The sequence below is a fragment of the Variovorax sp. Soil_C_19 genome (assembly GCF_057657255.1).
Genome location: NZ_JBDGIV010000004.1, coordinates 113,641 through 137,339 on the forward strand (window position 1 = coordinate 113,641; position 23,699 = coordinate 137,339).

The window sequence follows — 23,699 nt, forward strand, 5'->3', positions numbered from 1 at the left end:
TCAGCGCAGCACGCGCCCGTCGGCCGAGATGCTGATCAGGTCGATGCTGCGCGAGGGGTCGCGCAGGCCCGGGCGCAGATTGATGCGGAAGCCGCCCACGTCGTAGTCGGTCATGGCGGTCATGGTTTTCTGCAGGCTCATGCTCGTGAAGCCGCGGCCCGCGCGGCGCAGCGCCTCGCCCACGACCTTGACCGCGATGAAGCCCTCGAGGCCTTCGTACGAGGGCGCCTGGTCGGAGTTGTCGAGCACGGTGCGGTATTCCTTGACGATCGGAATGGCCGAGGGGCGCGGCGAGGGCACCACCTGCGAGATCACGATGCCGCCCATGTCCTTGCCGAGTTCCGCATAGAGCGGGTCGATGCCGACGATCGAGAAGGCCAGGAAGGTGCTGCTGTAGCCGCTTTTGCGCAGCTTGCGGATCGCGCTGGCCGTGGTGCCCGAAAGCGAGACCAGCACGATGGCCTGCGGCTTCTGTTCGAGCACTGCCTTCAGCGGGCCGTCGAGCGCGTCGCCGCCGCCCGGGGGCACCATCGCCGTCGCGACCAGCGGTTCCATCTTGCGCTCGGCCAGCGCCTGCTGCACGGCGGTCCGGCCGGCATGGCCCATGGCGTTGTCGTCGCCGACCAGCGCGATGCGCGTCTGCCCCACGGTGGCGCATTGGCGCACGATCTTCAGCGCCTCGTCGATCATGCCGGGGCGAACGTGGAACACGTGGGGATGGTCCGCACCGCGCAGCACGTCGGAGGCCGCGAACGGGGCGAACAGCAGGCTGCCGTGTTGCGTGGCGATCTTGGCGGCGGCGGTGCTGCCCGCGGTGCCCACGAAGCCGAACAGCATGTCGGCCTTTTCCTTGGCGAGCAGCGTCTGGGCATTGCGCGCGGCGCGGGTTTCGTCGTAGCCGTCGTCGAGCTGGATCAGCTTGAGCTGCAGGCCGGTTCCGGCGTGGCGCTCGTTGAAATCGTTCACGCCGAGCCGGCTGCCCGCCGCAAACGCGAGGCCGATTTCGCTCGCGTCGCCCGTGAGCGGTACCGACTGGCCCAGCACCACGACGCGGTCGCCTGCGGCGCGGGTCGATTGGCCGAAGGCCGGCAGTGCCGTGCCGCTGCCCAGCAGCAGTGCGCCGCATGCCTTGCCCAACCACTGTCTGCGCGTGTTCTGCATGAATTCCCCCTGATGGTGAGTTGTAAGTAAAAGTGTAGCAATTTGGATGCCTGCCGCGAAGGCGGCGACCGGCGGTGCTTACACCTACAACGAAGGGAATGGCGCGCGCCCGCTGCGCGCGGGGGTGCCTCAGGCGCGCTCGAACACCAGGTCCCAGACGCCGTGGCCGAGCTTGAGCCCGCGGTTCTCGAACTTGGTCAGCGGCCGGTACGACGGCTTGGGTGCGTAGCCGTCGGCGGCGGTGTTGCGCAGCAGCGGCTCGGCGGACAGCACCTCGAGCATCTGCTCGGCGTAGGGCTGCCAGTCGGTCGCGCAGTGGATGTAGCCGCCGGGGCGCAGGTGCTGGGCGAGCTTCTTCACGAACTCGGGCTGGATCAGCCGGCGCTTGTTGTGCCGCTTCTTGTGCCAGGGGTCGGGAAAGAACACATGCACGCCCGCGAGCGAGGCGGGCTGCAGCATGTGGTCGAGCACGTCGACCGCGTCGTGCGCGCAGATGCGGATGTTGGTGAGCGACTGTTCGCCGATGCGCTTGAGCAGTGCGCCCACGCCGGGCTCGTGCACCTCGCAGCACAGGAAATTGGTCTCGGGCAGCACCGTGGCGATGTGCGCCGTGGCCTCGCCCATGCCGAAGCCGATCTCGAGCACGGTCGGTGCGGCGCGGCTGCCGAAAGCGGCCGTCAGGTCGAGCGGCTCGGGCTTGTAGGGCAGCAGGAACAGGGGGCCCAGTTCGGCAAAGGCGCGTGCCTGGCCGTCGGTAGTGCGGCCGGCGCGCTTGACGAAGCTCTTGAGCCGGCGGTGCAGCGGATGCGGCAGATCGCTGGCCGGACTGCCGGCTGGATGGTCGGCCGGATCGTCTGCGGAAGGGGAATCGGGGGGCACGGTGTCGGAAGGGTTCATGTGGCCCGTGGATTGTAGAGATCGCGCCATTCGCCGACCCAGCCGGCCAGCGCCTCGGCGCAGCTGCCGCCCGTTGCCGCGCCCAGGCCGAGCGCGCGCGCGGCGGTGTCGAGCGCGGCAAGGGCGGCTGCGGGCGTGGCGGTGTCGATGGCGCGCGCGCCGTTCTGCTTGGAGAGCTTCTCGCCGTTGGCACCACGCACCAGCGGCGTGTGCAGGTACCCCGGCGTGGGCAGGGCGAGCGCGCGCTGCAGCAGGATCTGGCGCGCGGTGTTGTCGGCCAGGTCTTCGCCGCGCACCACGTCGGTGACGCCCTGGTCGGCATCGTCGACCACCACCGCGAGCTGGTAGGCCCAGGGGCCATCGGCGCGGCGCAGCACGAAGTCGCCGACCTCGCGTGCGACGTCCTGGCGCTGCGTCCCGAGGCGCCGGTCGGTCCAGTGGAGTTCGCCGGTCGCGAGCGATGCCTGCTCGAATTTCTCGGTGGCGAAGCGCCAGGCACGTGCGGGCTTGCCGTGCAGGCCGTTGCGGCAGGTGCCGGGGTACACGCGCTCGCCATGGCGCTCGTGGCGCTGCCCGAGGCGCGCGAGCGCGATGTCGATGTCCTTGCGCGAGCAGCCGCAGGGGTACGCCAGGCCAAGCGAGCGCAGCCTCGCCAGCGCCGCGTCGTACAGCGCGGTGCGCCGTGTCTGCCACACCGGCGGCGCGTCGGGCACGAGGGCGCAGTCGGCCAGCTGCCGCAGGATGTGCTCGCCCATGCCGGGCAGGCAGCGTTCGGTGTCGGCGTCCTCGATGCGGATCAGCCAGCGCGCCTGCGGTCCGCGCGCGCGCACGTCGAGCCAGCTTGCGAGCGCGGCCACCAGCGAACCGGCATGCAACGCACCGGTCGGCGAAGGCGCGAAGCGGCCGGTCGCATGCATCGCGCCCTCGTCAGATCACCGCCAGCGCGAGCGACAGGCCCGACAGGAAAGCGTCTTCGACGCGGTGCCCGATGCACCAGTCGCCCGCCACGCCGATGCGCGCCTTGGCGTCCCAGAGGTGGCTCTTGCCGACCGGCACCTGGGTCTGGGCTTCGGTCCAGCAGCGCGCCTGGGCATGGGTGGGCGCGGCATGGATGCCGGTGATCTCGGAGAAGGCGCGCAGCAGCTTGGCCTGCACGCGCGCGGCATCGTCGCGCAGGTGCTCCTGCGACCAGGTGGCGCTGGCCTGCAGCGTCCAGCGTTCGATGCGCTCGCGGCCGGGCTTGGACGATTCGCGCGCGAGCCATGCCACGCGGTGGTGGGTGCTGCGCGCGGCATTCCACTGCGGCCCGAGGTGCGACATGGTGGGCTGGTTGGCCTGCGGGAAGGCGATCATCAGCGTCCAGCACGGCGCGATGCGCACCGGCTCGATCTTCTGGCTGATGGCGGCCGAGAGCCTGCCGTCGCCGAGCAGCACGCGCGCGCGCTGCGGCGGCACCGCGAGCAGCACGGCATCGAAGCCCGAATACACATGCTGCGAATCGTCGGCGCCCGTGGTGCGCAACTGCCAGCGCTTGGCATCGAGCGCATCGGGCTCGATCTGCGTGACCTGGATGCCGGCGACCAGGCGGTCGCCGAGCGGTGCGGCCCAGTGGCCCACCAGCGCGTCCATGCCGGGCTGCGCGACCCAGTGCGGCTCATGGCCTGGCAGCGCGGCCTCGGCCACGCGGCCGTGCGCGTCGAGCACGCGCACGAGGTTGGCGCTCCAGGGCCGGCAGAGACCCGGCGTGGGTTCGAGTGCGAGCGCAAAGCGCGGATCGCGCACGGTGAAGTACTGCGCGCCGCTGTCGAAGCGGCCGTAGGCGGTGTCCACGCTGGCCATGCGCCCGCCCGGTGCGGCCTCGCGCTCGAACACCGTGACCCGGTGGCCCGCCTGCATCAGCGTGCGCGCGCAGGCAACGCCCGCCATGCCGGCGCCGATGACGGCGTAGTGGCGCGGCGCGGCGGGGGCTCGGCGGCGTTCGGCGGCGGGCTTGGGTTGGGCGCGAGTGGTCATGTGGACTCTTTTCTTTTGCAGGGAAGACGATGGACGTGGACGGACTCTACAACGGTCGAAGCGGCGTGCTTCTTCAGCGGCCACGGTGGCGTTCGAGCAGTGCGCGGCGCGTGGCCTCGTGCTCGAACTGCGCAAGCCACCATTCGAGCGCGCGGCCCGGGCCGCCCGCACTCGGCACGCGCCAGGCGCAGTGCATGGTGGCGAGCGGCGGCTGGCGCTCGGTGCGGCGCTCGACCAGGTGGCCGGCCTCGATGTAGGGCCGCGCCATCGGCTCGGGCAGAAAGCCGCCGCCCAGGCCGTGCAGCTGCGCGGCCAGCTTGGCCTGCAGCGTGGGCACGGTCAGCACGTCCTGACCGCCGACGAGGTTGACCGTCATGCTCGGGCCGGAGCGCACCGAGTCGGCCGCGGCCACCGCGCGGTACTGCCGCAGCACCGCATCGCTGAGCGGCTCGTCGAGCCGGGCCAGCGGATGGTGCGGCGCGACTGCGTAGACGAAGCGCAGTTCGCCGATCGGGCGGCTGCGGATGCCGGTGGCGGTGAAGGCAAGGCTCGCGGCGTCGAGCACGGCGCCGATGGCCAGGTCGGCCTCGCCGCTCGTGAGCGCCTCGATGGTGCCGAGCAGGGTCTCGTCGCGCAGCTTGAGCCGTGTCGGCGGATCGAGCGCGAAGAAGGCGGTTGCCAGGTCGAGCAGCGGATCGCGTGCGATCGCGCCGTCGACCGCGATTGTGAGCATCGGCTCCCAGCCCGTGGCAACGCGCTTCACGCGGTTGGCGACGGCATCGATCTCGCCGAGCAGCCGCGCGGCTTCACGCAGCAGCTCGACCCCGGCCTCAGTGAGCCGGGCCTGGCGCGCACTGCGGTCGAACAGCAGCACATCGAGGGCGTCTTCGATCTGGCGCACGCGGTAGCTCAGCGCGCTGGGCACGAGGTCGAGCGAGCGCGCCGCGGCCGCGAAGCTGCCGGTGCTCGCCACGGTCTGGAGCATGGCGAGCGCATCGGGGGTCAGTACGTCTCTGGCATTCGGCATGGTTTTCGAAGCGTTCGGATCATTCAAAAAATTTGAATGATGCCATCAAAACACAGCGCTTTTCACTTGTGAGTGAAGGCCTAAAGTTCATCTCATCCGCTGCGCATCCGGCGCGGCATGCAAGCAAGACGGCCCGGTGCCCACGACGGCGCGGTCGTCGAAAAAGGAGTTCGACGATGTTGAAGATTCGCAAATCCCAGGAACGCGGTTATGCCGACCATGGCTGGCTGCGCTCGTTCCACAGCTTTTCGTTTGCGGGTTATTACGACCCGGCCTACATGGGCTTCGGCAACCTGCGCGTGATCAACGAGGACCGCGTCGCCGCGGGCGCCGGCTTCGGCACCCATGGTCACAAGGACATGGAGATCATCAGCTACGTGCTGTCGGGCGAGCTGGCGCACAAGGACAGCCTCGGCAACGTGGAAACCATTCCGCCGGGCGACGTGCAGCGCATGAGCGCGGGCCGGGGCGTGATGCACAGCGAGTTCAACCACAAGGCCGACGAGACCACGCACTTCCTGCAGATCTGGATCGAGCCGAACGTGCGCGGCATTGCGCCGGGCTACGAGCAGAAGAAGTTCGCCGACGCCGAGAAGCGCGGCACGCTGCGCCTCGTGGCTTCGCCCGATGGTGCCGAGGGCTCGGTCACGGTGCATGCCGACGCGCGCCTGATGGCCGGCCTGTTCGACGGCGCCGAGACCGCCAGCCTGGCGCTCGACCCGGCGCGCAAGAGCTACGTGCACCTGGTGCGCGGCGAGCTCGAGGTCAACGGCCAGAAGCTCGCGGGCGGTGACGCCGCGATGCTCGAAGGCGAGTCGCAGCTGACGCTCGGCGCAGGCAAGGACGCCGAAGTGCTGGTGTTCGACCTGGCCGCCTGATGTTTCCCCTCGGCCGGGCGCGCGCCGCCCGGCTTTTTCTTTCGCTCGTCTTTTCACCTCAACCATTCCCGAGGAGTTTTCCCATGACCACCGCTTCCCTTCCGCTGAACACCGCCGCCAACCCCAACGCCGCACAGGACACGCTCGCGCTCGTGGGCCGCATCCTCATCGCGCTGCTGTTCGTGCCCGCGGGCTTTGCCAAGCTCACCGGCTTTGCCGGCACCGTGGGCTACATCGCATCGGTGGGCGCGCCGCTGCCGCAGGTGGGCGCGGTGATCGCGATCCTCGTGGAACTGGGCGTGGGCCTGGCGCTGCTCGTGGGCTACAGGACGCGCCTCGCGGCGATCGTGCTCGCGGTGTTCACGCTCGTCGCTACCGTGATGTTCCACAACTACTGGAGCATGCCGGTCGACAAGGCCTTCGTGAACCAGCTGATGTTCTTCAAGAACGTGGCCGTCGTGGGTGGCCTGCTCGCGATCGCCGCCTTCGGTGGCGGCCGCTTCGGCATCGACAGGAAGTAAGCTTCCTCACCGATCCGCAACCATCCAAGATTCAGGAGAAGCATCCATGGCCGACATCGTCGTTGTCTTCCATTCCGGCTACGGCCACACCCAGCGCGTGGCCCAGGCCGTGGCCGATGGCGCCGGCGCGCAACTGCTCGCGATCGACGCCGACGGCAACCTGCCCGAGGGCGGCTGGGAAATGCTGGCTGCGGCCGACGCGATCATCTTCGGCTCGCCCACCTACATGGGCAACGTGAGCTGGCAGTTCAAGAAATTCGCCGATGCGTCGTCGAAGGTCTGGTTCACGCAGGGCTGGAAGGACAAGCTCTTCGCGGGCTTCACCAACAGCGCGACGATGAACGGCGACAAGGTCACCACGATGGCCTACCTGTGGACGCTCGCGATGCAGCACAGCGGCATCTGGGTCAGCATGGGCATCATGCCGACCAACAACAAGGCCGCGACGCGCGACTCGACCAACTACGTCGGCGGTTACGGCGGCCTGCTCACGCAGTCGCCCTCGGACGCGAGCCCGGCCGAGATCCCGAAGGGCGATCTCGACACCGCGCGCGCCTTCGGCGAACGCATTGCCACGGTGGCAAGATCGCGCGCCTGAACCACGCCGACACAAGGAGAACACGATGACCGATGCCGCGCCCGCCACCCGATTGCTTCAACCGCACGACAAGGACCTGGGGGGCGGCTTCAACGTGCGGCGCCTGCTGCCCGCGGCGGTGCGCCGATCCGTAGGCCCCTTCGTGTTCTTCGACCATTTCGGTCCCGCCACCGAACAGCCCGGCAATGCGCACGATGTGCGCCCGCATCCGCACATCGGGCTGGCCACGGTCACTTACCTGTTCGAGGGCGCGATGATGCACCGCGACAGCATCGGCAGCGTGCAGGAGATCCTGCCGGGCGCCATCAACTGGATGACCGCGGGCCGCGGCATCGTGCATTCGGAGCGCAAGCCCGAGCGCCTGCTGGCCGAGCACTACGTCAACCACGGCCTGCAGCTCTGGGCTGCGCTGCCGCAGGCGCATGAAGAGGTCGAAGCGAGCTTCGAGCACACGGCGGCCGATGCGATTCCGGCCGTGGTCGAGCAGGGCGTGGGCGTGCGGGTGCTGGTGGGCGAGGCCTTTGGTGCGCGCTCGCCGGTGCGCACCTTCTCGCAGACGGTGTACCTCGACATCGCGCTGCCCGCGGGTGCAAGCTTCGAGCTGCCGGCGCTCGCACCCGAGCTCGCGGTGTACCCGATCGATGGCGACATCGGCGTCGACGGCAGCGCGGTGCCGGCGCACACCATGGCCGTGCTGGCCGAGGGGCAGGGCGCGCGCCTCACGGCGCCCGTGACGGCGCCGGTGCGGCTGGTGGTCATCGGCGGCGAGCCGCTCGACGGCCCGCGCTATATCACCTGGAATTTCGTCTCGAGCCGGCGCGAGCGCATCCTGCAGGCCGGCGAAGATTGGGCCGCGCAGCGCATGGGCCATGTGGCGGGGGAGACAGAGTTCATTCCGTTGCCGGGCAAGCCGTTTGGGGTGCGGGAGCCGGATGTGGGGACGACGCCGGTCTGATCTTCGCTGGGCGGTTGTTCGGGGCGCGTGCCCAGGCCACCGGGTACTCCCCTCCGCGAATGTCCCCCGCCTTCGGCTCCTCCTTATTTCGCTGCGGGGAGCACCCGGTACCCTGGGCACAGGGCACGCTCGCAGTGCATCGCTGATCAACGACCGCTCTGCGCAACGATCACGCCCCGAACAGCAGCGCGCGCTAAGTCTTGATCCCGAGGTCTGGGTCTTCCGACGCCCGCGCACTGGCCTTGTTGGAACGCGCGCTCAGGTCCGGCGCCAGTGCCTCGCGCCCATCGAACACGAAGCAGTCGCCGCTGTAGTGCGCGCCGCCCACGAGCTCGAAGTACTTGAGGATGCCGCCTTCGAGCTGCAGCACGTTCTCGACGCCTTCCTCGCGCATCAGGATGGCGGCCTTCTCGCAGCGGATGCCGCCGGTGCAGAAACTCACGATGGTCTTGCCGGCGAACTCCGCGCGGTGTTCGCGCAGTGCGGGCGGGAACTCGGTGAACTTTCCGATGCGCCAGTCGATCGCGCCTTCGAAGCTGCCGTGGTCGACCTCGAAGGCATTGCGGGTGTCGAGCAGCGCGATCTCTCGACCCTGGTCGTCGTGGCCCTGGTCGAGCCAGCGCTTGAGCGTGGGCGCATCGACACCGGGCGCGCGGCCGGCCGCGGGCTGGATCGCGGGGTGGTCCATGCGGATGATCTCGCGCTTCAGCTTGACGAGCATGCGGCGAAACGGCTGGGTGGCCGACCAGCTTTCCTTGGTTTCGAGATCCGAGAAGCGCGCATCGGCGCGCAGGTGGGCCACGAAGGCGCGCACCGCGTCGGCGGCGCCCGCCAGAAACAGGTTGATGCCCTCGGGCGCCAGCAGGATCGTGCCCATGAGGCCGAGCGCCCCGGTGCGTTCGCGCAGGTCCTCGCGCAGCGCGGGGGCGTCGTCGATGGCCACGAACTTGTAGGCCGCGATATTCAGAATCTCTTGTTGCACGGGGTCCGATTGTAGGTGTCGCGACCCGCGCGGCCGGCTTCGAGGGTATGCCAACCCACATCGTGGAGGCTGCGCTTTCTACAATGGGCGGATGTTCGTTCACCTGCGCCTGCACACCGAGTTTTCCGTCGTCGACGGGACCATCCGAATCGACGAAGTCGTCAAGGCCGCCGCCGGCGACAGCCAGCCGGCGCTCGCGATCACCGACCTCAACAACCTGTTCGGGGCCATCAAGTTCTACAAGCAGGGGCGCGGCAAGGGCGTCAAGCCGATCATCGGTGCCGAGGTCTTCGTCGAGGGCCTGGGCAAGGAGCCCGGGGCGCTGACCCGCATCGTGCTGCTGGTGCAGAACACCGAAGGCTACCTGCACCTGTGCGAACTGCTGGCGCGCGCCTGGACGCAGAACGTCGGCCGCGGCCAGTCGCAGGCGGCCTGCAAGCTCGAATGGCTGCAGGAACTGCAGGGCGGGCTGATCGCGCTCTCGGGCGCGCAGGCGGGCCCGCTGGGCCAGCCGCTGCTGCAGGGGCAGCACGAACGCGCGGCCGAACTGGCGCTGCAACTCGCGGGCATCTTCCCGCACCGCTTCTACATCGAGCTGCAGCGCGCCGGCCGCCCCGAGGACGAGCCGCACGTGATCGCGGCCGTGAAGCTCGCGGCCCGGCTGCGGCTGCCGGTGGTGGCCACGCACCCGGTGCAGTTCGCCGAGCGCGAGGACTACGAGGCGCACGAGGCGCGCGTGTGCATCTCGGAGGGCGAGATCCTCGGCAATCCGCGCCGCGTGCGCAAGTTCACCCCCGAGCAGTATTTCAAGTCGGCGGCCGAGATGGAGGCGCTCTTCGCCGACGTGCCGAGCGCGCTCGCCAACACGGTCGAGATCGCCAAGCGCTGCAACCTCACGCTGGTGCTCGGCAAGCCGCAGCTGCCCGACTTTCCGACGCCGTTCATCAGCGACGGCGTGCGCATGCCGATCGACGAGTTCTTCCGGCAGGAATCCTTCGTGGGGCTCGAGGAGCGCCTCGCGCACCTCTACCCCGATGCCGCGAAGCGCGAGGCCGAGCGCCCGCGCTACGTGGAACGGCTCGAGTTCGAGATCAACACCATCCTGAAGATGGGTTTCCCGGGCTACTTCCTGATCGTGGGCGACTTCATCAAGTGGGCCAAAAGCAACGGCTGCCCGGTCGGACCGGGCCGGGGCTCGGGCGCCGGTTCGCTGGTGGCCTATGCGCTCAAGATCACCGACCTCGATCCGCTCGAATACAAGCTGCTGTTCGAACGTTTCCTGAACCCGGAGCGCGTGTCGATGCCCGACTTCGACATCGACTTCTGCCAGGGCAACCGCGACCGCGTGATCGACTACGTGAAGGACAAGTACGGCCGCGACGCGGTGAGCCAGATCGCCACCTTCGGCACGATGGCCGCGCGTGCCGCGATCCGCGACGTGGGCCGCGTGATGGACATGAGCTACATGTTCTGCGACGGCATCAGCAAGCTCATTCCCAACAAGCCGGGCAAGCCCGTCACGCTGCAGTACCCGCCCGCCGACCTGTCCGAAGACGACAAGGAGAAGTACGCGATCGCGGCCGAGCCGCAGCTCGCGCAGCGCATCGAGCGCGAGGAAGAGGTCAAGTCGCTGGTCGAGATGGCGCAGAAGCTCGAGGGCATGACGCGCAACATCGGCATGCACGCGGGCGGCGTGCTGATCGCGCCGGGCAAGCTCACCGACTTCTGCCCGCTCTATCAGCAGCCCGGCAGCGACTCGGCCGTGAGCCAGTACGACAAGGACGACGTGGAGGCCATCGGCCTGGTGAAGTTCGACTTTCTGGGCCTCGCGACGCTCACGATCCTCGAGATCGCGAAGGATTTCATCGCGAGCCGCCACAAGGGCCAGGAGAACTTCGCCTACGAGAACATCCGGCTCGACGACCGCGAGACCTACAAGCTCTTCTCCGAAGGCAAGACCGAGGCGGTGTTCCAGTTCGAAAGCCGCGGCATGCAGGGCATGCTGAAGGATGCGCGGCCGACGCGGCTCGAGGACCTGATCGCGCTCAACGCGCTGTACCGCCCCGGCCCGATGGACCTGATCCCGAGCTTCGTGGCGCGCAAGCACGGCCGCGAAGAGGTCGAGTACCCGCACCCGGCCGTGGCCGAGATGCTCTCCGAGACCTACGGGATCATGGTCTACCAGGAGCAGGTGATGCAGACCGCGCAGATCCTGGGCGGCTACTCGCTCGGCGGCGCCGACCTGCTGCGCCGCGCCATGGGCAAAAAGAAGCTCGAGGAAATGGCCGAGCACCGCGAGAAGTTCCGCGCGGGCGCGCTCGCCACGCACGGCATCCCGCAGGACAAGGCCGACGAGATCTTCGACTTGATGGAGAAGTTCGCGGGCTACGGCTTCAACAAGTCGCATGCGGCCGCGTACTCGCTGCTGGCGTACCACACGGGTTGGCTCAAGGTTCATTACACGGCCGAGTTCTTCTGCGCCAACATGACCGTGGAAATGGACAACACCGACAAGCTCAAGGTGCTGTTCGAGGACGCGCAGAAGAACTTTGGCATCAGCTTCGAGCCGCCGGACGTGAACCGCGGCAACTACCGCTTCGAGCCGGTGACCGACAAGGTGATCCGCTACGGGCTCGGCGCTGTCAAGGGCACGGGCCAGCTCGCGGTCGAGGCGCTGGTGCGCGCGCGCGAGGAGGGCGGCCCGTTCAAGAGCCTCTATGACTTCTGCGTGCGCATCGACCGCCAGCGCATCAACAAGCGCACGGTCGAGGCGCTGATCAAGGCCGGCGCCTTCGACGCGATCCAGCAGAACCGCGCGTCGCTCGTCGCCTCGCTCGACCGCGCCTTCGAATTCTCGGCCGCCACCGAGGCGAATGCGGCGCAGGTCGACATCTTCGGCGACTGCGAGCACGGCTCGGCCACCGCCGAGCCCGAGCTCGTCGATGCCACGCCGTGGGGCGTGAAGGAGCGGCTGACCTTCGAGAAGACCGCCGTCGGCTTCTACCTGTCGGGCCACCTGTTCGACGAGGTGGCGCACGAGGTGCGGCGCTTCTGCAAGCGCGAGATCGGCGACCTGATGGACACGCGCGAGCAGCAGGTGATCGCGGGCATCGTGAGCGACCTGCGCGTCATCAACGGCCAGCGCGGCCGGCTCGCGATCTTCAAGCTCGACGACAAGTCCGATTCGATCGAGGCCACCGCCGACGAGGCGCTGATCAATGCCAACCGCAACACGCTGAAGGAGGACGAGCTCGTGATCGTGAGCGGCCGGCTGCAGCCGGGTCGCGGCGGCTTCGAGGCACGCTTCCAGGTGCAGCAGGTCTGGGACCTGGCCGCGGCGCGTTGCCGCTTCGGCAAGTTCCTGCGGGTGGCGGTGAACGGCAAGGCGCCCGACATCGCGCGCCTCGTGAAGGACTTTCCGCCGCGCACCGAGCAGAGCGAGCACGGCGACCTGGTGCAGGGCCTGCCGGTGCGCCTGTCGATGGCGCGCGGCGGCGCACAGGTCGAACTGCAGCTCGGCGAGCGGGCCAAGTTCTTTCCCACCGATGCCGCGCTCGCGAGTTGGACTGCGCAGGCCGAAGCCGGCAAGGCCTCGGTCGTCTACGAATGACACGAATGACATCGTTCAACAAGGAGTAACACCGCCATGACGCTTGCAGCCAAACTGAAGAAAACCACGTTCGCCCTCGGCCTGGCGGTCGCGCTGACGCCGGCCCTGGCCCAATACAGCGGCCCGAGCAGCGTGCAGGCCATGACGGTCAAGCAGTTGCTGGACACCGGCAAGGACGACCAGCATGCGACTCTGCGCGGCTTCATCGTCTCGCACGATGGCGGCGAGCACTACACCTTTGCCGACGACAGCGGCCGCATGAAGGTCGAGATCGACGCCAAGCACTTTCAGCCGGGCGTGAAGATCGACGACAAGGTGCGCGTCGAGATCTCGGGCGAGTTCGACAAGGACATGGTCGGCAACAAGGCCGAGCTCGACGTCAAGCGCCTGAGCGTGGCGCGCTGAGCGGCGCCCGCGCGGGCGCCGGCCCTCAGCGGCTCAGCGCTTGGGCTTGAGCGTGACGATCAGCCGCGACGGCACGGTGCCGTCGACGTCGCGCGGCAGCTTCTCGGTCTTCTGCAGCGCACGCAGCGCGGCTTCGTCCCAGTTCGCCACGCCGCTGCTCTTCACCAGCGAAGGCGTTCCGACGATCGTGCCATCGGGCGCGAGGCGCACGTCGAATTCGGCGCCGGGGTTGCCGTTGATCAGATCGGCCTCGGGGAACACCACGTTGGGCCGGACGGCCGCAGCCACCTTGCCGCCATAGCTGCCCGACGGGCCGGACGAGCGCGCGGCATTGCCCTCGCCGCCGCTGCCCGCCATGGCCTGCATGCGCTTGAGCGTGGCGGCGCGATCGGCGGCTGCCTGCGCGGTGGCCTTGGCCTCGGCTTCCTTCTTCTTGGCGGCCGCAGCGGCTTCGGCTTCCTTCTTCTTGGCCGCAGCAGCCTCGGCTTCCTTCTTCTTCGCTTCGGCCAGCTTCTTTTCCTGCTGCTCCTGCTGCGCTTCCTTCTTGCGCTCGGCCTCGAGCCGCTCGGCGCGCTCGCGCGCTTCCTGCTCTTTCTTTTCCTGCGCGGCCTTGCGCTCGGCTTCGAGCTTTTTCTGCCGCTGCTCGCGCGCCAGTTCTTCCTGGCGCTCGCGCTCCTTCTGCTCCTTGAGCTTCTTCTCGCGTTCGAGCGCGATGTCGGGCTCCTTGGGCGGCGGGGGCGCCGGTTCCGGCGGCCGCACGGCCTGGGGCGGCGGGGGCGGTGGGGGTTCGGGCGCGGGGGCCGGCGCCGGCGCGGGCGGCGGCGGTGTGGGCGCCACGGCACGCGGCGCGGCCTGCTGCACGGTCGAAGACCACAGCTCGGCGTCGACGGCGGCGTCTGCCGTTTCGCGCCGCCAGCTCACGCCCCAGGTCAGCGCGGCGATCAGGAGCGCATGCGCGACGAGCGCCAGCAGCACCGCGCGCGGCGTGCCGCGCTGCGGCGGGGGTGCGAATTCGGGGCGGTCCAGCGCGAGCGACATGCCTTATTTGCCGCCCGTGGTGGTGACCGACAGACCCACGCGCTCGATGCCGCTGCGCTTGAGCTGGTTCATCGCCTTCACGACGGTTTCGTACTTGACGGACTTGTCGGCGCTGATGACCACCGGGCGCTGGTCGTCGCCGCCCTGGGCCGTCTTGGCTGCATCGCCGATCTGGGTCATGGGGATGGACGTGCCGCCGCTGCCGGTGGACGGGTCCTTCTTGATCTGCACTTCGTCGTCGCTCTTGATGACGATCTCGATCGGCTTGTCGGGCTGCTTGTTGGCGCGGTCGACCGAAGGCAGGTTGATCACGCTCGGCGTGATGAGCGGTGCAGTGACCATGAAGATGATCAGCAGCACCAGCATCACGTCGATGAACGGGACCATGTTGATCTCGTTGATCGTCCGGCGGCCTCGGCCTCGGGATGAAACGGCGGGCATGGGTTTGTCTTCTCCGCTCAGCGGTTGGTGGCCGTCGCCGACGTGGCCGTTGCCGCACCCGGGTTGGCCGACAGGTTGCGCTGCAGGATGTTGGAGAACTCCTCGATGTAGGTCTCGAGGGCGATGGCGATCTTGTCGATCTCGCGCGCGAAGCGGTTGTAGCCGACCACCGCGGGAATCGCCGCGAACAGGCCGATGGCGGTCGCCACCAGCGCTTCGGCAATGCCGGGCGCCACGCTGGCGAGCGTGACCTGCGCGAGCGCGGCCAGACCGGTGAAGGCATGCATGATCCCCCAGACCGTGCCGAAGAGGCCGACGTAGGGCGAGACCGAACCGACGGTGGCCAGGAACGACAGGTTCTGTTCGGCCGCGTCGAGCTCGCGCTGGAAGCTCGCGCGCATGGCGCGGCGGGCACCGTCGAGCAGCGTGGGGGCGTCGCTCACGTGGCGTTCACGCAGTTTTTGGTACTCGCGCATGCCCGAGGCGAAGATGCGCTCCATGGGGCCGGAGAACTTGGCGTTCTGCGCGGCCGAGGCGAACAGCTCGTTGAGGCTGGTGCCCGACCAGAACTCGCGCTCGAACTCATCGTTGAGCGCGCGCATGCGGCGCAGCGCGAAGTACTTGCGGATGATCGCGGCCCAGCTGGCGATCGAGACGATCACGAGCAAGAGCACGACCAGTTGGACCACGATGCTCGCTTGGAGCAGGAGATTGACGATGGAGAGATCTTGGTTCATGGCTTGAAAGGTTGAGTCATGGAGCCGCGCGGCGCTCGAGGGTTCCCGCAATTTCGGCCGGGATGCGCGCGGGGCGCAGTGTGGAAGCGTCCACCCAGCCGATGCGGATGGTGCCCTCGCACAGCAGCACGGGGTCGGCCGCGTCGGTCCGCGTTTGCTCTGTTTTTGATAGCACTCGCTGTCCGATTATCAGCGATGCAGTGCCCGATTGTCGAAGTTCGGCTGTCACCAGCAGTTCGTCGTCGAGCCGCGAGGGGCGGTGGTATTTGAGTTGCGTCTCGCTCACCACGAACTGGCCGCCGGTTCGCTCGCGCAGCGCACGCTGTTCGATGCCCAGCGAGCGCAGCCATTCGGTGCGCGCGCGTTCCATGAACTTGAGGTAGTTGGCATAGAACACGATGCCGCCGGCGTCGGTGTCTTCCCAGTAGACGCGAATGGGGAACGCGAAGCTCATCTCGCAATCATGGCCCGCAGGCGCTCAATCGATTCCTGCAGGTGCGCCATCGAACTGGCTGTCGAAAAGCGCACGAAGCGCGAGGTTTCGGCGCTGCCGAAGTCGCGGCCGGGCGTCACGGCGACATGGGCCCGCTTCATGGTTTCGAAGGCGAAATCCCAACTGCCCGAAATGCCGAGCTGTTCGGCGATGCGGGTGCAGTCGGCCCAGGCGTAGAAGGCGCCGTCGGGCACGACCGGCACGTCGAGGCCGAGTGCGTTCAACTGCGGAATGAACCAGTCGCGCCGGGCCTTGAACTCGGCGCGGCGGCGTTCGTATTCGGCGATGCTGGCGTCCTCGAAGCAGGCGAGCGCTGCGTACTGCGACACCGTGCTCGCGCAGATGAAGAGGTTCTGCGCCAGGCGCTCGACCACCGGCACCAGCGCCTCGGGCACCACCAGCCAGCCGAGCCGCCAGCCGGTCATGTTGAAGTACTTGCTGAAGCTGTTGATGCTGATGACGTTGTCGTCGATCGCCAGCGCCGTCTGTCCGAATTGCGCGTCGTACGACAGCCCCAGGTAGATCTCGTCGATCAGCGTGATGCCGCCACGCTGCGAAACCACCTCGTGGATGCGGCGCAGTTCGTCGGGCGCGATGGAGGTGCCGGTGGGGTTGGAAGGCGACGCCAGCAGCACGCCGCGCGTGTTGGCGGTCCAGGCGGCCTCGACCTTGGCGGCCGTGAGCTGGAAGCGCTCGGCCGCCGTGGTCGGCACCAGCACGGCCTTGCCGTCCGCCGCGCTCACGAAATGCCGGTTGCACGGATAGCTCGGGTCGGGCATCAGGATCTCGTCGCCCGCATCGATCAGCGCCAGGCAGGCAAGCTGCAGCGCTGCCGAGGCGCCGGCCGTCACCACGATGCGCCGCGCCGGCACGTCGACGCCGAAGCGCTGCGCATACCAGCCGCTGATGCGCTCGCGCAGTGCGTCGAGGCCGGTGGCCTGGGTGTATTGCGTGGCGCCGGCGCGCACCGCGCGCGCTGCGGCTTCCTGCACCAGCGGCGGCGCGGTGAAGTCGGGCTCGCCGATGTTCAGGAAAATCATCGGCCGCTCGGTGTGTGCCACCTCGCGCGCGAGCACGCCGGCGGCCTTGGCGACCTCCATCACGTAGAAGGGTTCGATGCGCTGGGCGCGCGCCGAAATCCTCACGGCCTGGCCTTGCCCGAGGCGCGATCGGCCTCGACTTCGGCGGCGCGCAACTGCGGCGCCAGGCCGTTGAGCACGGCATTGACGTACTTGTGGCCGTCGGTGCCGCCAAACTCCTTGGCCAGTTCGACGCACTCGTTGAGCACCACGCGCCAGGGCACGTCGAGGCAATGCTGGAATTCGTACACACCGATCCACATCACCGCGTGTTCGACGGGCGATATCTCTTCGAACTTGCGGTCGAGCAGCGGCCGGATCAGCGCATCGAGCTGCTCGGCGTTCTCGATCGAACCGTGCAGCAGCGCGTCGTAGTGCGCGGCGTCGGCCTTGTGGAAGCCCGCGAGGTCGCGCGTGAAGTGGTCGATGTCGGAAGCGTCGTTGCGGCCCACCAGGTGCTGGTAGAGCGCCTGCAGCGCGAATTCGCGCGCGCGGCTGCGGTTCGACTTGGCCGAGGCCTTGCGCACGCCGCTGCTCGTGAGGCCGGTGCGCAGCTGCCGTGCGGGGCGCGGCTTGGCGCCGGTGGTCTTGGGGGTGTCGTCGGTCATTGGAGGGCGGCCAGCAGCTGCGCCATTTCGACCGCCACGCGGGCCGCGTCGCGGCCCTTGTCGGTCTGGCGCGCCACGGCCTGCTCGAGGTTCTCGGTGGTCAGGATCGCGTTGGCGATGGGAAGGCGATGGTCGAGTGCGACGCGGCTCACGCTCGCGCCCGATTCGTTGGCCACCAGTTCGAAGTGGTAGGTCTCGCCGCGGATGATGCAGCCCAGCGCCACCAGCGCGTGGTAGCCGCCGCGTCGAGCCATGGCCTGCAGCGCCACGGGCACTTCGAGGGCGCCGGGCACGTTCACGTGGTGGATGTCGTCCGCGGCCACGCCGAGCGCCTCGAGCTCCGCGAGGCAGGCGGCAGCGAGCGCGTCGGTGATGTCGGCGTTGAAACGCGCCTGCACGATGCCGATGCGCAGTCCTTTTCCGTCGAGCGGCTTCGCATCCGCTCCCTTGTTTGCACCTTGCATGTCGGGTTCGTCTTTTGTTGTCTTCAGTCTTTGGAAAGGTAGCCGGCAATCTCGAGGCCATAGCCCGCCGCCATGCTCGGCATGCGGCGCGGCGTGCCGAGCAGGTTCATTTTGTGCACGCCGCATTCGCGCAGGATCTGCGCGCCGATGCCGTAGCTGCGCAGGTCCATGCGGCCGCGTTCGGGCGCCTGCGCCGGGCGCGCGGTGCCGTCGAACTGCGCGAGCAGCTCGGCGCCGGTCTCGCCGCAGTTCAGGAGCACCGCCACGCCCTTGCCCTCGCCGGCGATGTGCGCGAGGCTGGCGTCGAGGCTCCAGGAGTGCAGCGAACGGTTGATCTCGAGCGCGTCGAGCACCGAGAGCGGCTCGTGCACGCGCACCGACACGGTCTCGTCGGGCGTCCACTGGCCGCGCACCAGCGCCAGGTGCACGCCGCGGCTCGGCTTGTCGGTGAAGGCGTGGGCGGTGAAGCTGCCCCAGGCGGTCTGGATCTCGCGGCAGCCGACCTTTTCGACCAGCGACTCGGTGCGGCTGCGGTGCTCGATCAGCGCGGCAATGGTGCCGATCTTGAGCCCGTGTTCGGCCGCGAAGACCTGCAGGTCGGGCAGCCGGGCCATGGTGCCGTCTTCGTTCATCACCTCGCAGATCACCGAGGCCGGCGAGCAGCCGGCCATGGCCGCGAGGTCGCAGCCGGCTTCGGTATGGCCCGCGCGCATCAGCACGCCGCCGTCGACCGCCTGCAGTGGAAAGATATGCCCGGGCTGCACCAGGTCGCTCGCCACCGCATCGCGGGCCACGGCAGCCTGCACGGTGCGCGCGCGGTCGGCCGCCGAGATGCCGGTGGTCACGCCTTCGGCCGCCTCGATCGACACGGTGAACGCCGTTGAATGCTTGGCGCCGTTGCGCGACACCATGGGCGGCAGCTGCAGTCGCTCGCACATCTCGCGCGACAGCGTGAGGCAGATCAGCCCGCGTGCATGGCGCGCCATGAAGTTGATGGCGTCGGGCGTGATGTGGTCGGCCGCGATGACGATGTCGCCTTCGTTCTCGCGGTCTTCCTCGTCGACGAGGATCACCATGCGGCCCGCGGCGAGCTCGGCGACGATCTCCTCGACCGGGGAGATCGGCGCGGGAGCCCGCGTATTGCGGGGGGCGCCGATCGGCGTGACGGAGGCGTTCATTCGGCGGTGTCCTTGGAATACGTGGGCGTGGACGCTGTGGAGGGCACCGCCAGCACGCCGGCCTGGAGCATGCGCTCCACGTAGCGCGCCACGGTGTCGATTTCGAGGTTGACCTTGGCGCCGGCCTGGAGGCTGCCGAGCGATGTGTTCTCGACGGTGTGCGGGATCAGGTTGATGCTGATCTCGGCGCCGTCGGCCATATCGGCCACGCTGTTGACCGTGAGGCTCACGCCATTGACGGTGATCGAGCCTTTGTAGGCCAGGAACCGTGCCAAGGCGGGCGGCGCGACCACGCGCAGTTCCCAACTCTCGCCGACGGGCGCGAAGCGGCTCACGGTGCCGATGCCGTCCACGTGGCCCGACACGATATGGCCGCCGAGGCGGTCGCTCGCGCGCAGGGCCTTCTCGAGGTTGAGGCGCGCGTCGGGTTCGGTGAGGCCCGCGGTCTTGTCGAGCGATTCGGCAGAGATGTCGATGGTGAACTGCCGCGCGGCCGCATCGAGGCTGGTCACGGTCATGCAGGCCCCGTTGAGGGCGATGCTGTCGCCCAGGCCGACGTCGTCGAGGTAGCCGTCGGGCGCCGCGATGGCGAGTCGTTTGCCGTGGGAGGAGGAGGGGCCGAGGTCGTGGATGGCGGCGATGCGCCCCACGCCGGTGATGATTCCGGTGAACATCCGCGCATTTTCGCAGACATCCTGGGCTTCCCGGGCGGCGGCGCCCATTCGGCGCTAGAAAGTATCCCGTCCCGCGACGCGGGCGACGATCCGCAGGTCGGGCCCGATCCGGTCGAACTGCCTGAAATCGAGCGGCAGCGCGCCCGACAGTTCGGCGAGCGGCCCGCCCGCATGCATGCCCGAGGCGATCTCCATGCCGTCGCCCAGGAGCTTGGGCGCCAGATAGAGGAGCAGCTCGTCGACCAGCCCTTCGCGCAGCAGCGATCCGTTGAGCTTGTGGCCGGCCTCGACGTGCAGTTCGTTGACCTCGCGCCGCGCGAGATCACGCAGCACCGCCGCCAGATCGACCTTGCCCTGCGGATTGGGCAGGCAGGTGACGGTGGCGCCGCGCGCTTCGAGGGCCGCCGCCCTGGTCTCGTCGCGTGCCGCGGCATAGATCCAGACGGCGCGGCCCGGCATGAAGAGGCGCGCGGCGGGCGGCGTCTGCAGATGGCTGTCGATCACCACCAGGTGCGGCTGGCGCGTGGTTGCCACCAGCCGCACGTCGAGCCGGGGGTCGTCCTCGAGCACCGTGCCGACGCCGGTCAGCACCGCGCTGGCGCGCGCCCGCCACGCGTGGCCGTCGGTGCGTGCCGGCTCGGCGGTGATCCATTGACTCACGCCATTGCGCAGGGCGGTCTTGCCGTCGAGCGAGGCCGCGGCCTTGAGCCGCACCCAGGGCGTCTTGCGGACCATGCGGCTGAAGAAGCCGATGTTGAGCTCGCGCGCCTCGTCCGCGCCCGGCCCGATCTCGACCGTCACGCCGGCGGCGCGCAGCCGGTCGAAGCCCTGGCCGGCGACCAGCGGGTTCGGGTCAGCCATCGACGCCACGACCCGACCGATGCCCGCGGCGATCAGCGCATCGCAGCAGGGTCCGGTGCGGCCGTGGTGGGCGCAGGGTTCGAGCGTGACGAAGGCGGTGGCGCCTGCGACCGAATGGCCTTTTGCCGCAGCGTCGCGCAGCGCCATGACTTCGGCGTGCGGGCCGCCGACCTGCTGGGTGTGGCCTTCGCCGATGACGGCGCCGGCGGCGCCGACGAGGACGCAGCCGACGCGGGGATTGGGGTCGGTTTCGGGGCCGGCTTGACAGGCGAGGGCCAGGGCCAGGGCCATGAAATCTTTTTCAGTTCCCATTGTTTTTCTTTTACGGAAGTATTTTGAACAAATTGGTGCAGTGAGTAGAAAAAGACCGTCGATCCATTTGCTTTGACCGCTTGTCGTTCACTAGATGTTCAAAAGAAATTCGACGAACTAGATTCGTGGCCATACAAGGAAATCAGGGAGAAGAGCGTCGCCACGCATGCATTTGCGGGGCGGCGCGAGCTACAAGATGGATCACCGATTCTGCGCGCTCGCCCGGCGGCCCAAGCGGCCCATCGGAACGGGACGGGGACTTACGTTGGTCGAGATGCTGGTCGTCATCGTACTGATGGCGATCCTCGCGGCCCTGGCCCTGCCGGGCTTTCGGGATCTGATTGAAAACTACCGGGTCGAACGCATGGCTTCGGCGTTGGCAGCGAGCATCAGCCATGCCCGTTCAGAGGCCGTGCGCCGCGGGCGGACGGTGAGCATCCGAAAGGGTGTGGCCTGCAGCGACAAGGACTGGAGCTGTGGCTGGGACACGCTCGTCATCGATGGAGCGACGACCGAGATCCTCCAGCAGCAAGGGTCTGACAGCGGTGTCGTGGTCGAACGGACCGCTGCTGGCGGCTTGTCTTTCGACGCCACTGGCCATGTCTCCGCTTCGGCGGGCTTCAGGTTCTTTCCGGTCGGTCGGCCGAGTTCGCCCCATGCGATCGTCGTCTGCGTGGCGAGCGGAGGTCGAGTTCTCCTTGTGAAGGGGGTTGAGAGATGCCCCGGATCCTGAGCCGCGTGCCCGCAAGGCAAGCCGGCTTTTCGCTGATCGAGGCCCTCGTCTCCATTCTCGTGCTCTCTTTCGGGTTACTCGCTCTGGCCGGCTTTCAGTTGCGGGTGCTTTCCGACAGTTCGGGCGCGAGCAATCAGAACATTGCGGCGCAACTGGCAAGTGAAATGGCCGAGCGCATCCGCGCGAATCCTGTGAAAGGCGCTACGGCCGGGAGTCCTTACAAGGTTGACTTTACGCCTGCGCCCGAGAGCGAGCCGAGCCCTTCCTGTGCAGATATCGACAGCGCCTGCAGCCAGGCGGAACTTGCGGCCTGGGACTTGTGGGCCTGGAAGCGCAGGGTGGCCGCCGCGCTGCCAGGCGGCCTCGGCGATGTGCAATCCAAGGACAACGCAGGCGGCCTGCTCTTCGTCCATGTCACCTGGAACGACGCTGCGGCCACCCATCCCATCGCGCCGGATACGAGTTGGGGATGTCCGGGCAAGTCCTGCCAGGAAGTCATCGTTGCGGTGCCCGAACCATGAGCAATATCACTCCCCATTGCACGCGATCAGCCGGCTTCACGCTGGTCGAATTCCTGGTCGCGCTGATCATCGGCATGCTCGTGATGCTTGCCGCCATCGCCAGCTTGTTCGGCACGCGCAGCACCGCTCTGACGGGCAGCGATGTCAGCACATTGAACCAATCGGCCGCGCTCGCCCTCAGGATGCTGGGACAGCAGATTCGGCAAGCCGGCTACATCCCGATCGACCCGACGGGGCCGCTCTACTACTTCAACGTCAATCTGGCGACCAACCTTCGAGGTGACCGCGATTTCTTCGCCCTCAATGGACAGGAGGCATCGAGCGGTTCTGTGAATGACACGCTGGCGGTTGGCTATGCGCCAGCCCCTGACTATTTCAGGGACTGCCTCAATCAGCGGGCGGAGAGCGATGCGAGAGCCGACTACGACCCTGCCAACCCCGCTGACCCATTCAACCCTCGCCTGATCACCAGCGAGTTCTCGGTAGTGAAGGGTACCTTGCGCTGCGCAGGCAGCGGCGGCAACGGCGCCCAGCCGATCATCGACGGCGTGGAGCGCTTCGACGTGATGTATGGCATCGCAGCGGAGGGCGGAGGTGAGCAGGCGGGGCGCTATGTGACGGCTGCCGGCGTGCCCGATTTCGGACGGGTCCGTACGGTACGTGTATGCCTGCAGCTCGTGGGAAGGTCGCGCAACAACCCGGACGGCAGCTACATGGATTGCGACGGAAAAGCGCAGGCCAGCACGGACGGGAGGCTGCGGCGCGTTCACACGGCCGTGTTCGCTCTGAGAAATCAATGAGCTCCCTCATCTGCATCTCTCCACGGCCGATGCGCGCTGCCGGCGTTCGCCGCGCCGGGTTCCGCCAGTGCGGGTTTTCCTTGTTCATCGTCGTGATCATGCTGCTGATTTCGGGGTTGCTGGTCATCGGAGGCGCTCGCATCGCCCAACTGCTCGAATCGATGGCGGGCAACGAGCGCGACCATCAACGAGCGTTCGAGGCGGCCGAGGCGGCGCTGCTCGATGCGGAGCACGACATTCGACAGAAGGTCTTCGACACCGCGACCAAGACCTACGTCCATTGTTCGGCCGTCATGGATGCGCCCTGTCGCACGCCAGAGCGCAACCGCGTCTTTCCCGACCGGGACACCGGCTGGGTGACAGCCTACGTGCTAACCGAGAGCAACAGCTGTACGGACGGCATCTGCTATTTCGCTGCGCCCGAATCCGGCATGGCTGCGAAGGACAGCGAGGCTTATCGCTTCTGGACCAAGAAGAACTACGCAGAAAAGTACGCCAAGTACGGGCAATTCACTGCTGCACCCACCGCTGACAGTCCGGCGCTGTCCAGCGCGCGGTATTGGATCGAGGTGATCGACCGTCCGAACAGCAAATACCCGTTGTACCGGATCACCGCGATGGCCGCGGGCGCCCGCGCCGCAAGCGCGGCCGGCGGCACCGAGGTGATGCTGCAGATCTCCCTGGATCCGGATCCCGTGAAGACCTTGAACTGA

26 protein-coding genes are annotated in these 23,699 nt (G+C 68.1%); 10 read left to right on the forward strand and 16 right to left on the reverse strand.

The genetic code is table 11. The features are described 5' to 3' along the window. The 5 genes from AC3A6R_RS10285 to AC3A6R_RS10305 form a co-directional block, all read right to left on the reverse strand. Window positions 1-1,161: an ABC transporter substrate-binding protein gene (locus AC3A6R_RS10285; protein WP_487861493.1), complete on the reverse strand. Its 1,161-nt coding sequence runs from the start codon at window positions 1,159-1,161 to the stop codon at window positions 1-3. A gap of 129 nt (window positions 1,162-1,290) precedes the next feature. Then, complete coding sequence (gene trmB, locus AC3A6R_RS10290) at window positions 1,291-2,058, reverse strand: tRNA (guanosine(46)-N7)-methyltransferase TrmB (protein ID WP_487861492.1); 768 nt, start codon at window positions 2,056-2,058, stop codon at window positions 1,291-1,293. After that, window positions 2,055-2,975, reverse strand: a complete 921-nt coding sequence (gene gluQRS / locus AC3A6R_RS10295) for a tRNA glutamyl-Q(34) synthetase GluQRS (RefSeq protein WP_487861491.1) — start codon at window positions 2,973-2,975, stop codon at window positions 2,055-2,057. The genes trmB and gluQRS overlap by 4 nt, the downstream gene beginning before the upstream one ends. 10 nt (window positions 2,976-2,985) lie before the next feature. Further along, window positions 2,986-4,071, reverse strand: a complete 1,086-nt coding sequence (locus tag AC3A6R_RS10300; RefSeq protein ID WP_487861490.1) for an NAD(P)/FAD-dependent oxidoreductase — start codon at window positions 4,069-4,071, stop codon at window positions 2,986-2,988. Between the two features lie 73 nt (window positions 4,072-4,144). Next, window positions 4,145-5,098, reverse strand: a complete 954-nt coding sequence (locus AC3A6R_RS10305) for a LysR family transcriptional regulator (RefSeq protein WP_487861489.1) — start codon at window positions 5,096-5,098, stop codon at window positions 4,145-4,147. A 176-nt stretch (window positions 5,099-5,274) separates the two neighbouring features. On the opposite strand from AC3A6R_RS10305, the gene AC3A6R_RS10310 reads away from it, so the two are divergent. The 4 genes from AC3A6R_RS10310 (at window position 5,275) to AC3A6R_RS10325 (ending at window position 8,050) form a co-directional block, all read left to right on the forward strand. Then, a complete protein-coding gene (locus AC3A6R_RS10310) occupies window positions 5,275-5,976 on the forward strand; it encodes a pirin family protein (RefSeq protein WP_487861488.1) in 702 nt (233 codons plus the stop codon). Between the two features lie 83 nt (window positions 5,977-6,059). Further along, window positions 6,060-6,497, forward strand: a complete 438-nt coding sequence (locus AC3A6R_RS10315; protein ID WP_487861487.1) for a DoxX family protein — start codon at window positions 6,060-6,062, stop codon at window positions 6,495-6,497. Window positions 6,498-6,543: 46 nt separating this feature from the next. Continuing rightward, the gene (locus AC3A6R_RS10320; protein ID WP_487861486.1) at window positions 6,544-7,095 is read left to right on the forward strand and encodes a flavodoxin family protein; all 552 of its coding nucleotides are present in this window, start codon (window positions 6,544-6,546) and stop codon (window positions 7,093-7,095) included. A gap of 25 nt (window positions 7,096-7,120) precedes the next feature. Continuing rightward, window positions 7,121-8,050, forward strand: a complete 930-nt coding sequence (locus AC3A6R_RS10325; protein ID WP_487861485.1) for a pirin family protein — start codon at window positions 7,121-7,123, stop codon at window positions 8,048-8,050. 193 nt (window positions 8,051-8,243) lie between these two features. Here AC3A6R_RS10325 and AC3A6R_RS10330 read toward each other — a convergent pair whose 3' ends face one another. Then, the gene (locus tag AC3A6R_RS10330; protein ID WP_487861484.1) at window positions 8,244-9,032 is read right to left on the reverse strand and encodes a sulfurtransferase; all 789 of its coding nucleotides are present in this window, start codon (window positions 9,030-9,032) and stop codon (window positions 8,244-8,246) included. 91 nt (window positions 9,033-9,123) lie between these two features. Here AC3A6R_RS10330 and dnaE point away from each other — a divergent pair, with 91 nt between their 5' ends. Together dnaE and AC3A6R_RS10340 are read left to right on the forward strand one after the other, a co-directional pair. After that, window positions 9,124-12,642: a DNA polymerase III subunit alpha gene (gene dnaE / locus AC3A6R_RS10335; RefSeq protein WP_487861483.1), complete on the forward strand. Its 3,519-nt coding sequence runs from the start codon at window positions 9,124-9,126 to the stop codon at window positions 12,640-12,642. Between the two features lie 36 nt (window positions 12,643-12,678). After that, the gene (locus AC3A6R_RS10340; RefSeq protein ID WP_487861482.1) at window positions 12,679-13,047 is read left to right on the forward strand and encodes a YgiW/YdeI family stress tolerance OB fold protein; all 369 of its coding nucleotides are present in this window, start codon (window positions 12,679-12,681) and stop codon (window positions 13,045-13,047) included. Between the two features lie 33 nt (window positions 13,048-13,080). On the opposite strand, the gene tolA is transcribed toward AC3A6R_RS10340, so the two are convergent. The 10 genes from tolA to ribD are packed head-to-tail and all read right to left on the reverse strand — an operon-like array spanning window position 13,081 to window position 20,911. Then, complete coding sequence (tolA, locus tag AC3A6R_RS10345) at window positions 13,081-14,085, reverse strand: cell envelope integrity protein TolA (protein WP_487861481.1); 1,005 nt, start codon at window positions 14,083-14,085, stop codon at window positions 13,081-13,083. A 3-nt stretch (window positions 14,086-14,088) separates the two neighbouring features. Continuing rightward, the gene (locus AC3A6R_RS10350) at window positions 14,089-14,526 is read right to left on the reverse strand and encodes an ExbD/TolR family protein (RefSeq protein WP_487861480.1); all 438 of its coding nucleotides are present in this window, start codon (window positions 14,524-14,526) and stop codon (window positions 14,089-14,091) included. A 17-nt stretch (window positions 14,527-14,543) separates the two neighbouring features. Continuing rightward, window positions 14,544-15,263, reverse strand: a complete 720-nt coding sequence (gene tolQ / locus AC3A6R_RS10355) for a protein TolQ (protein ID WP_487861479.1) — start codon at window positions 15,261-15,263, stop codon at window positions 14,544-14,546. Window positions 15,264-15,279: 16 nt separating this feature from the next. Next, window positions 15,280-15,717: a tol-pal system-associated acyl-CoA thioesterase gene (ybgC, locus tag AC3A6R_RS10360; protein ID WP_487861478.1), complete on the reverse strand. Its 438-nt coding sequence runs from the start codon at window positions 15,715-15,717 to the stop codon at window positions 15,280-15,282. After that, complete coding sequence (locus AC3A6R_RS10365; RefSeq protein WP_487861477.1) at window positions 15,714-16,901, reverse strand: pyridoxal phosphate-dependent aminotransferase; 1,188 nt, start codon at window positions 16,899-16,901, stop codon at window positions 15,714-15,716. Before AC3A6R_RS10365 ends, ybgC begins: the two co-directional genes overlap by 4 nt. Further along, window positions 16,898-17,443 (reverse strand): transcription antitermination factor NusB, encoded by a 546-nt coding sequence (gene nusB, locus AC3A6R_RS10370; RefSeq protein ID WP_487861476.1) that lies wholly within the window; start codon window positions 17,441-17,443, stop codon window positions 16,898-16,900. Before nusB ends, AC3A6R_RS10365 begins: the two co-directional genes overlap by 4 nt. After that, window positions 17,440-17,907: a 6,7-dimethyl-8-ribityllumazine synthase gene (gene ribH, locus AC3A6R_RS10375; protein ID WP_487861475.1), complete on the reverse strand. Its 468-nt coding sequence runs from the start codon at window positions 17,905-17,907 to the stop codon at window positions 17,440-17,442. The genes nusB and ribH overlap by 4 nt, the downstream gene beginning before the upstream one ends. 23 nt (window positions 17,908-17,930) lie before the next feature. After that, window positions 17,931-19,085: a bifunctional 3,4-dihydroxy-2-butanone-4-phosphate synthase/GTP cyclohydrolase II gene (gene ribBA, locus AC3A6R_RS10380; protein WP_487861474.1), complete on the reverse strand. Its 1,155-nt coding sequence runs from the start codon at window positions 19,083-19,085 to the stop codon at window positions 17,931-17,933. After that, window positions 19,082-19,759: a riboflavin synthase gene (locus AC3A6R_RS10385; RefSeq protein WP_487861473.1), complete on the reverse strand. Its 678-nt coding sequence runs from the start codon at window positions 19,757-19,759 to the stop codon at window positions 19,082-19,084. Before AC3A6R_RS10385 ends, ribBA begins: the two co-directional genes overlap by 4 nt. Window positions 19,760-19,813: 54 nt before the next feature. Continuing rightward, window positions 19,814-20,911, reverse strand: a complete 1,098-nt coding sequence (ribD, locus tag AC3A6R_RS10390; protein ID WP_487864395.1) for a bifunctional diaminohydroxyphosphoribosylaminopyrimidine deaminase/5-amino-6-(5-phosphoribosylamino)uracil reductase RibD — start codon at window positions 20,909-20,911, stop codon at window positions 19,814-19,816. A 217-nt stretch (window positions 20,912-21,128) separates the two neighbouring features. Between ribD and AC3A6R_RS10395 the strand changes: the two genes are divergently transcribed. From AC3A6R_RS10395 to AC3A6R_RS10410, 4 genes are read left to right on the forward strand one after another with little or no spacing between them, the layout of a single operon-like run. Further along, a complete protein-coding gene (locus AC3A6R_RS10395) occupies window positions 21,129-21,665 on the forward strand; it encodes a GspH/FimT family pseudopilin (RefSeq protein ID WP_487864396.1) in 537 nt (178 codons plus the stop codon). Further along, complete coding sequence (gene pilV, locus AC3A6R_RS10400; RefSeq protein WP_487861470.1) at window positions 21,650-22,186, forward strand: type IV pilus modification protein PilV; 537 nt, start codon at window positions 21,650-21,652, stop codon at window positions 22,184-22,186. The genes AC3A6R_RS10395 and pilV overlap by 16 nt, the downstream gene beginning before the upstream one ends. After that, complete coding sequence (locus tag AC3A6R_RS10405) at window positions 22,183-22,986, forward strand: PilW family protein (RefSeq protein WP_487861469.1); 804 nt, start codon at window positions 22,183-22,185, stop codon at window positions 22,984-22,986. Before pilV ends, AC3A6R_RS10405 begins: the two co-directional genes overlap by 4 nt. Then, window positions 22,983-23,699 (forward strand): pilus assembly PilX family protein, encoded by a 717-nt coding sequence (locus tag AC3A6R_RS10410; RefSeq protein WP_487861468.1) that lies wholly within the window; start codon window positions 22,983-22,985, stop codon window positions 23,697-23,699. Before AC3A6R_RS10405 ends, AC3A6R_RS10410 begins: the two co-directional genes overlap by 4 nt.

Excerpts from the sequence above, each read along its gene's own strand:
- ribH (WP_487861475.1), bottom strand. The coding sequence starts at position 17,907 with ATGCAAGGTGCAAACAAGGGAGCGGATGCGAAGCCGCTCGACGGAAAA.
- AC3A6R_RS10310 (WP_487861488.1), top strand. The coding sequence starts at position 5,275 with ATGTTGAAGATTCGCAAATCCCAGGAACGCGGTTATGCCGACCATGGC.
- dnaE (WP_487861483.1), top strand. The coding sequence starts at position 9,124 with ATGTTCGTTCACCTGCGCCTGCACACCGAGTTTTCCGTCGTCGACGGG.
- AC3A6R_RS10340 (WP_487861482.1), top strand. The coding sequence starts at position 12,679 with ATGACGCTTGCAGCCAAACTGAAGAAAACCACGTTCGCCCTCGGCCTG.
- trmB (WP_487861492.1), bottom strand. The coding sequence starts at position 2,058 with ATGAACCCTTCCGACACCGTGCCCCCCGATTCCCCTTCCGCAGACGAT.
- ybgC (WP_487861478.1), bottom strand. The coding sequence starts at position 15,717 with ATGAGCTTCGCGTTCCCCATTCGCGTCTACTGGGAAGACACCGACGCC.
- AC3A6R_RS10315 (WP_487861487.1), top strand. The coding sequence starts at position 6,060 with ATGACCACCGCTTCCCTTCCGCTGAACACCGCCGCCAACCCCAACGCC.
- gluQRS (WP_487861491.1), bottom strand. The coding sequence starts at position 2,975 with ATGCATGCGACCGGCCGCTTCGCGCCTTCGCCGACCGGTGCGTTGCAT.
- ribD (WP_487864395.1), bottom strand. The coding sequence starts at position 20,911 with ATGGCCCTGGCCCTGGCCCTCGCCTGTCAAGCCGGCCCCGAAACCGAC.
- AC3A6R_RS10300 (WP_487861490.1), bottom strand. The coding sequence starts at position 4,071 with ATGACCACTCGCGCCCAACCCAAGCCCGCCGCCGAACGCCGCCGAGCC.
- AC3A6R_RS10405 (WP_487861469.1), top strand. The coding sequence starts at position 22,183 with ATGAGCAATATCACTCCCCATTGCACGCGATCAGCCGGCTTCACGCTG.
- AC3A6R_RS10325 (WP_487861485.1), top strand. The coding sequence starts at position 7,121 with ATGACCGATGCCGCGCCCGCCACCCGATTGCTTCAACCGCACGACAAG.
- tolA (WP_487861481.1), bottom strand. The coding sequence starts at position 14,085 with ATGTCGCTCGCGCTGGACCGCCCCGAATTCGCACCCCCGCCGCAGCGC.
- tolQ (WP_487861479.1), bottom strand. The coding sequence starts at position 15,263 with ATGAACCAAGATCTCTCCATCGTCAATCTCCTGCTCCAAGCGAGCATC.
- AC3A6R_RS10285 (WP_487861493.1), bottom strand. The coding sequence starts at position 1,161 with ATGCAGAACACGCGCAGACAGTGGTTGGGCAAGGCATGCGGCGCACTG.
- AC3A6R_RS10350 (WP_487861480.1), bottom strand. The coding sequence starts at position 14,526 with ATGCCCGCCGTTTCATCCCGAGGCCGAGGCCGCCGGACGATCAACGAG.
- AC3A6R_RS10320 (WP_487861486.1), top strand. The coding sequence starts at position 6,544 with ATGGCCGACATCGTCGTTGTCTTCCATTCCGGCTACGGCCACACCCAG.
- AC3A6R_RS10395 (WP_487864396.1), top strand. The coding sequence starts at position 21,129 with ATGGATCACCGATTCTGCGCGCTCGCCCGGCGGCCCAAGCGGCCCATC.
- AC3A6R_RS10385 (WP_487861473.1), bottom strand. The coding sequence starts at position 19,759 with ATGTTCACCGGAATCATCACCGGCGTGGGGCGCATCGCCGCCATCCAC.
- ribBA (WP_487861474.1), bottom strand. The coding sequence starts at position 19,085 with ATGAACGCCTCCGTCACGCCGATCGGCGCCCCCCGCAATACGCGGGCT.
- pilV (WP_487861470.1), top strand. The coding sequence starts at position 21,650 with ATGCCCCGGATCCTGAGCCGCGTGCCCGCAAGGCAAGCCGGCTTTTCG.
- AC3A6R_RS10410 (WP_487861468.1), top strand. The coding sequence starts at position 22,983 with ATGAGCTCCCTCATCTGCATCTCTCCACGGCCGATGCGCGCTGCCGGC.
- AC3A6R_RS10305 (WP_487861489.1), bottom strand. The coding sequence starts at position 5,098 with ATGCCGAATGCCAGAGACGTACTGACCCCCGATGCGCTCGCCATGCTC.
- nusB (WP_487861476.1), bottom strand. The coding sequence starts at position 17,443 with ATGACCGACGACACCCCCAAGACCACCGGCGCCAAGCCGCGCCCCGCA.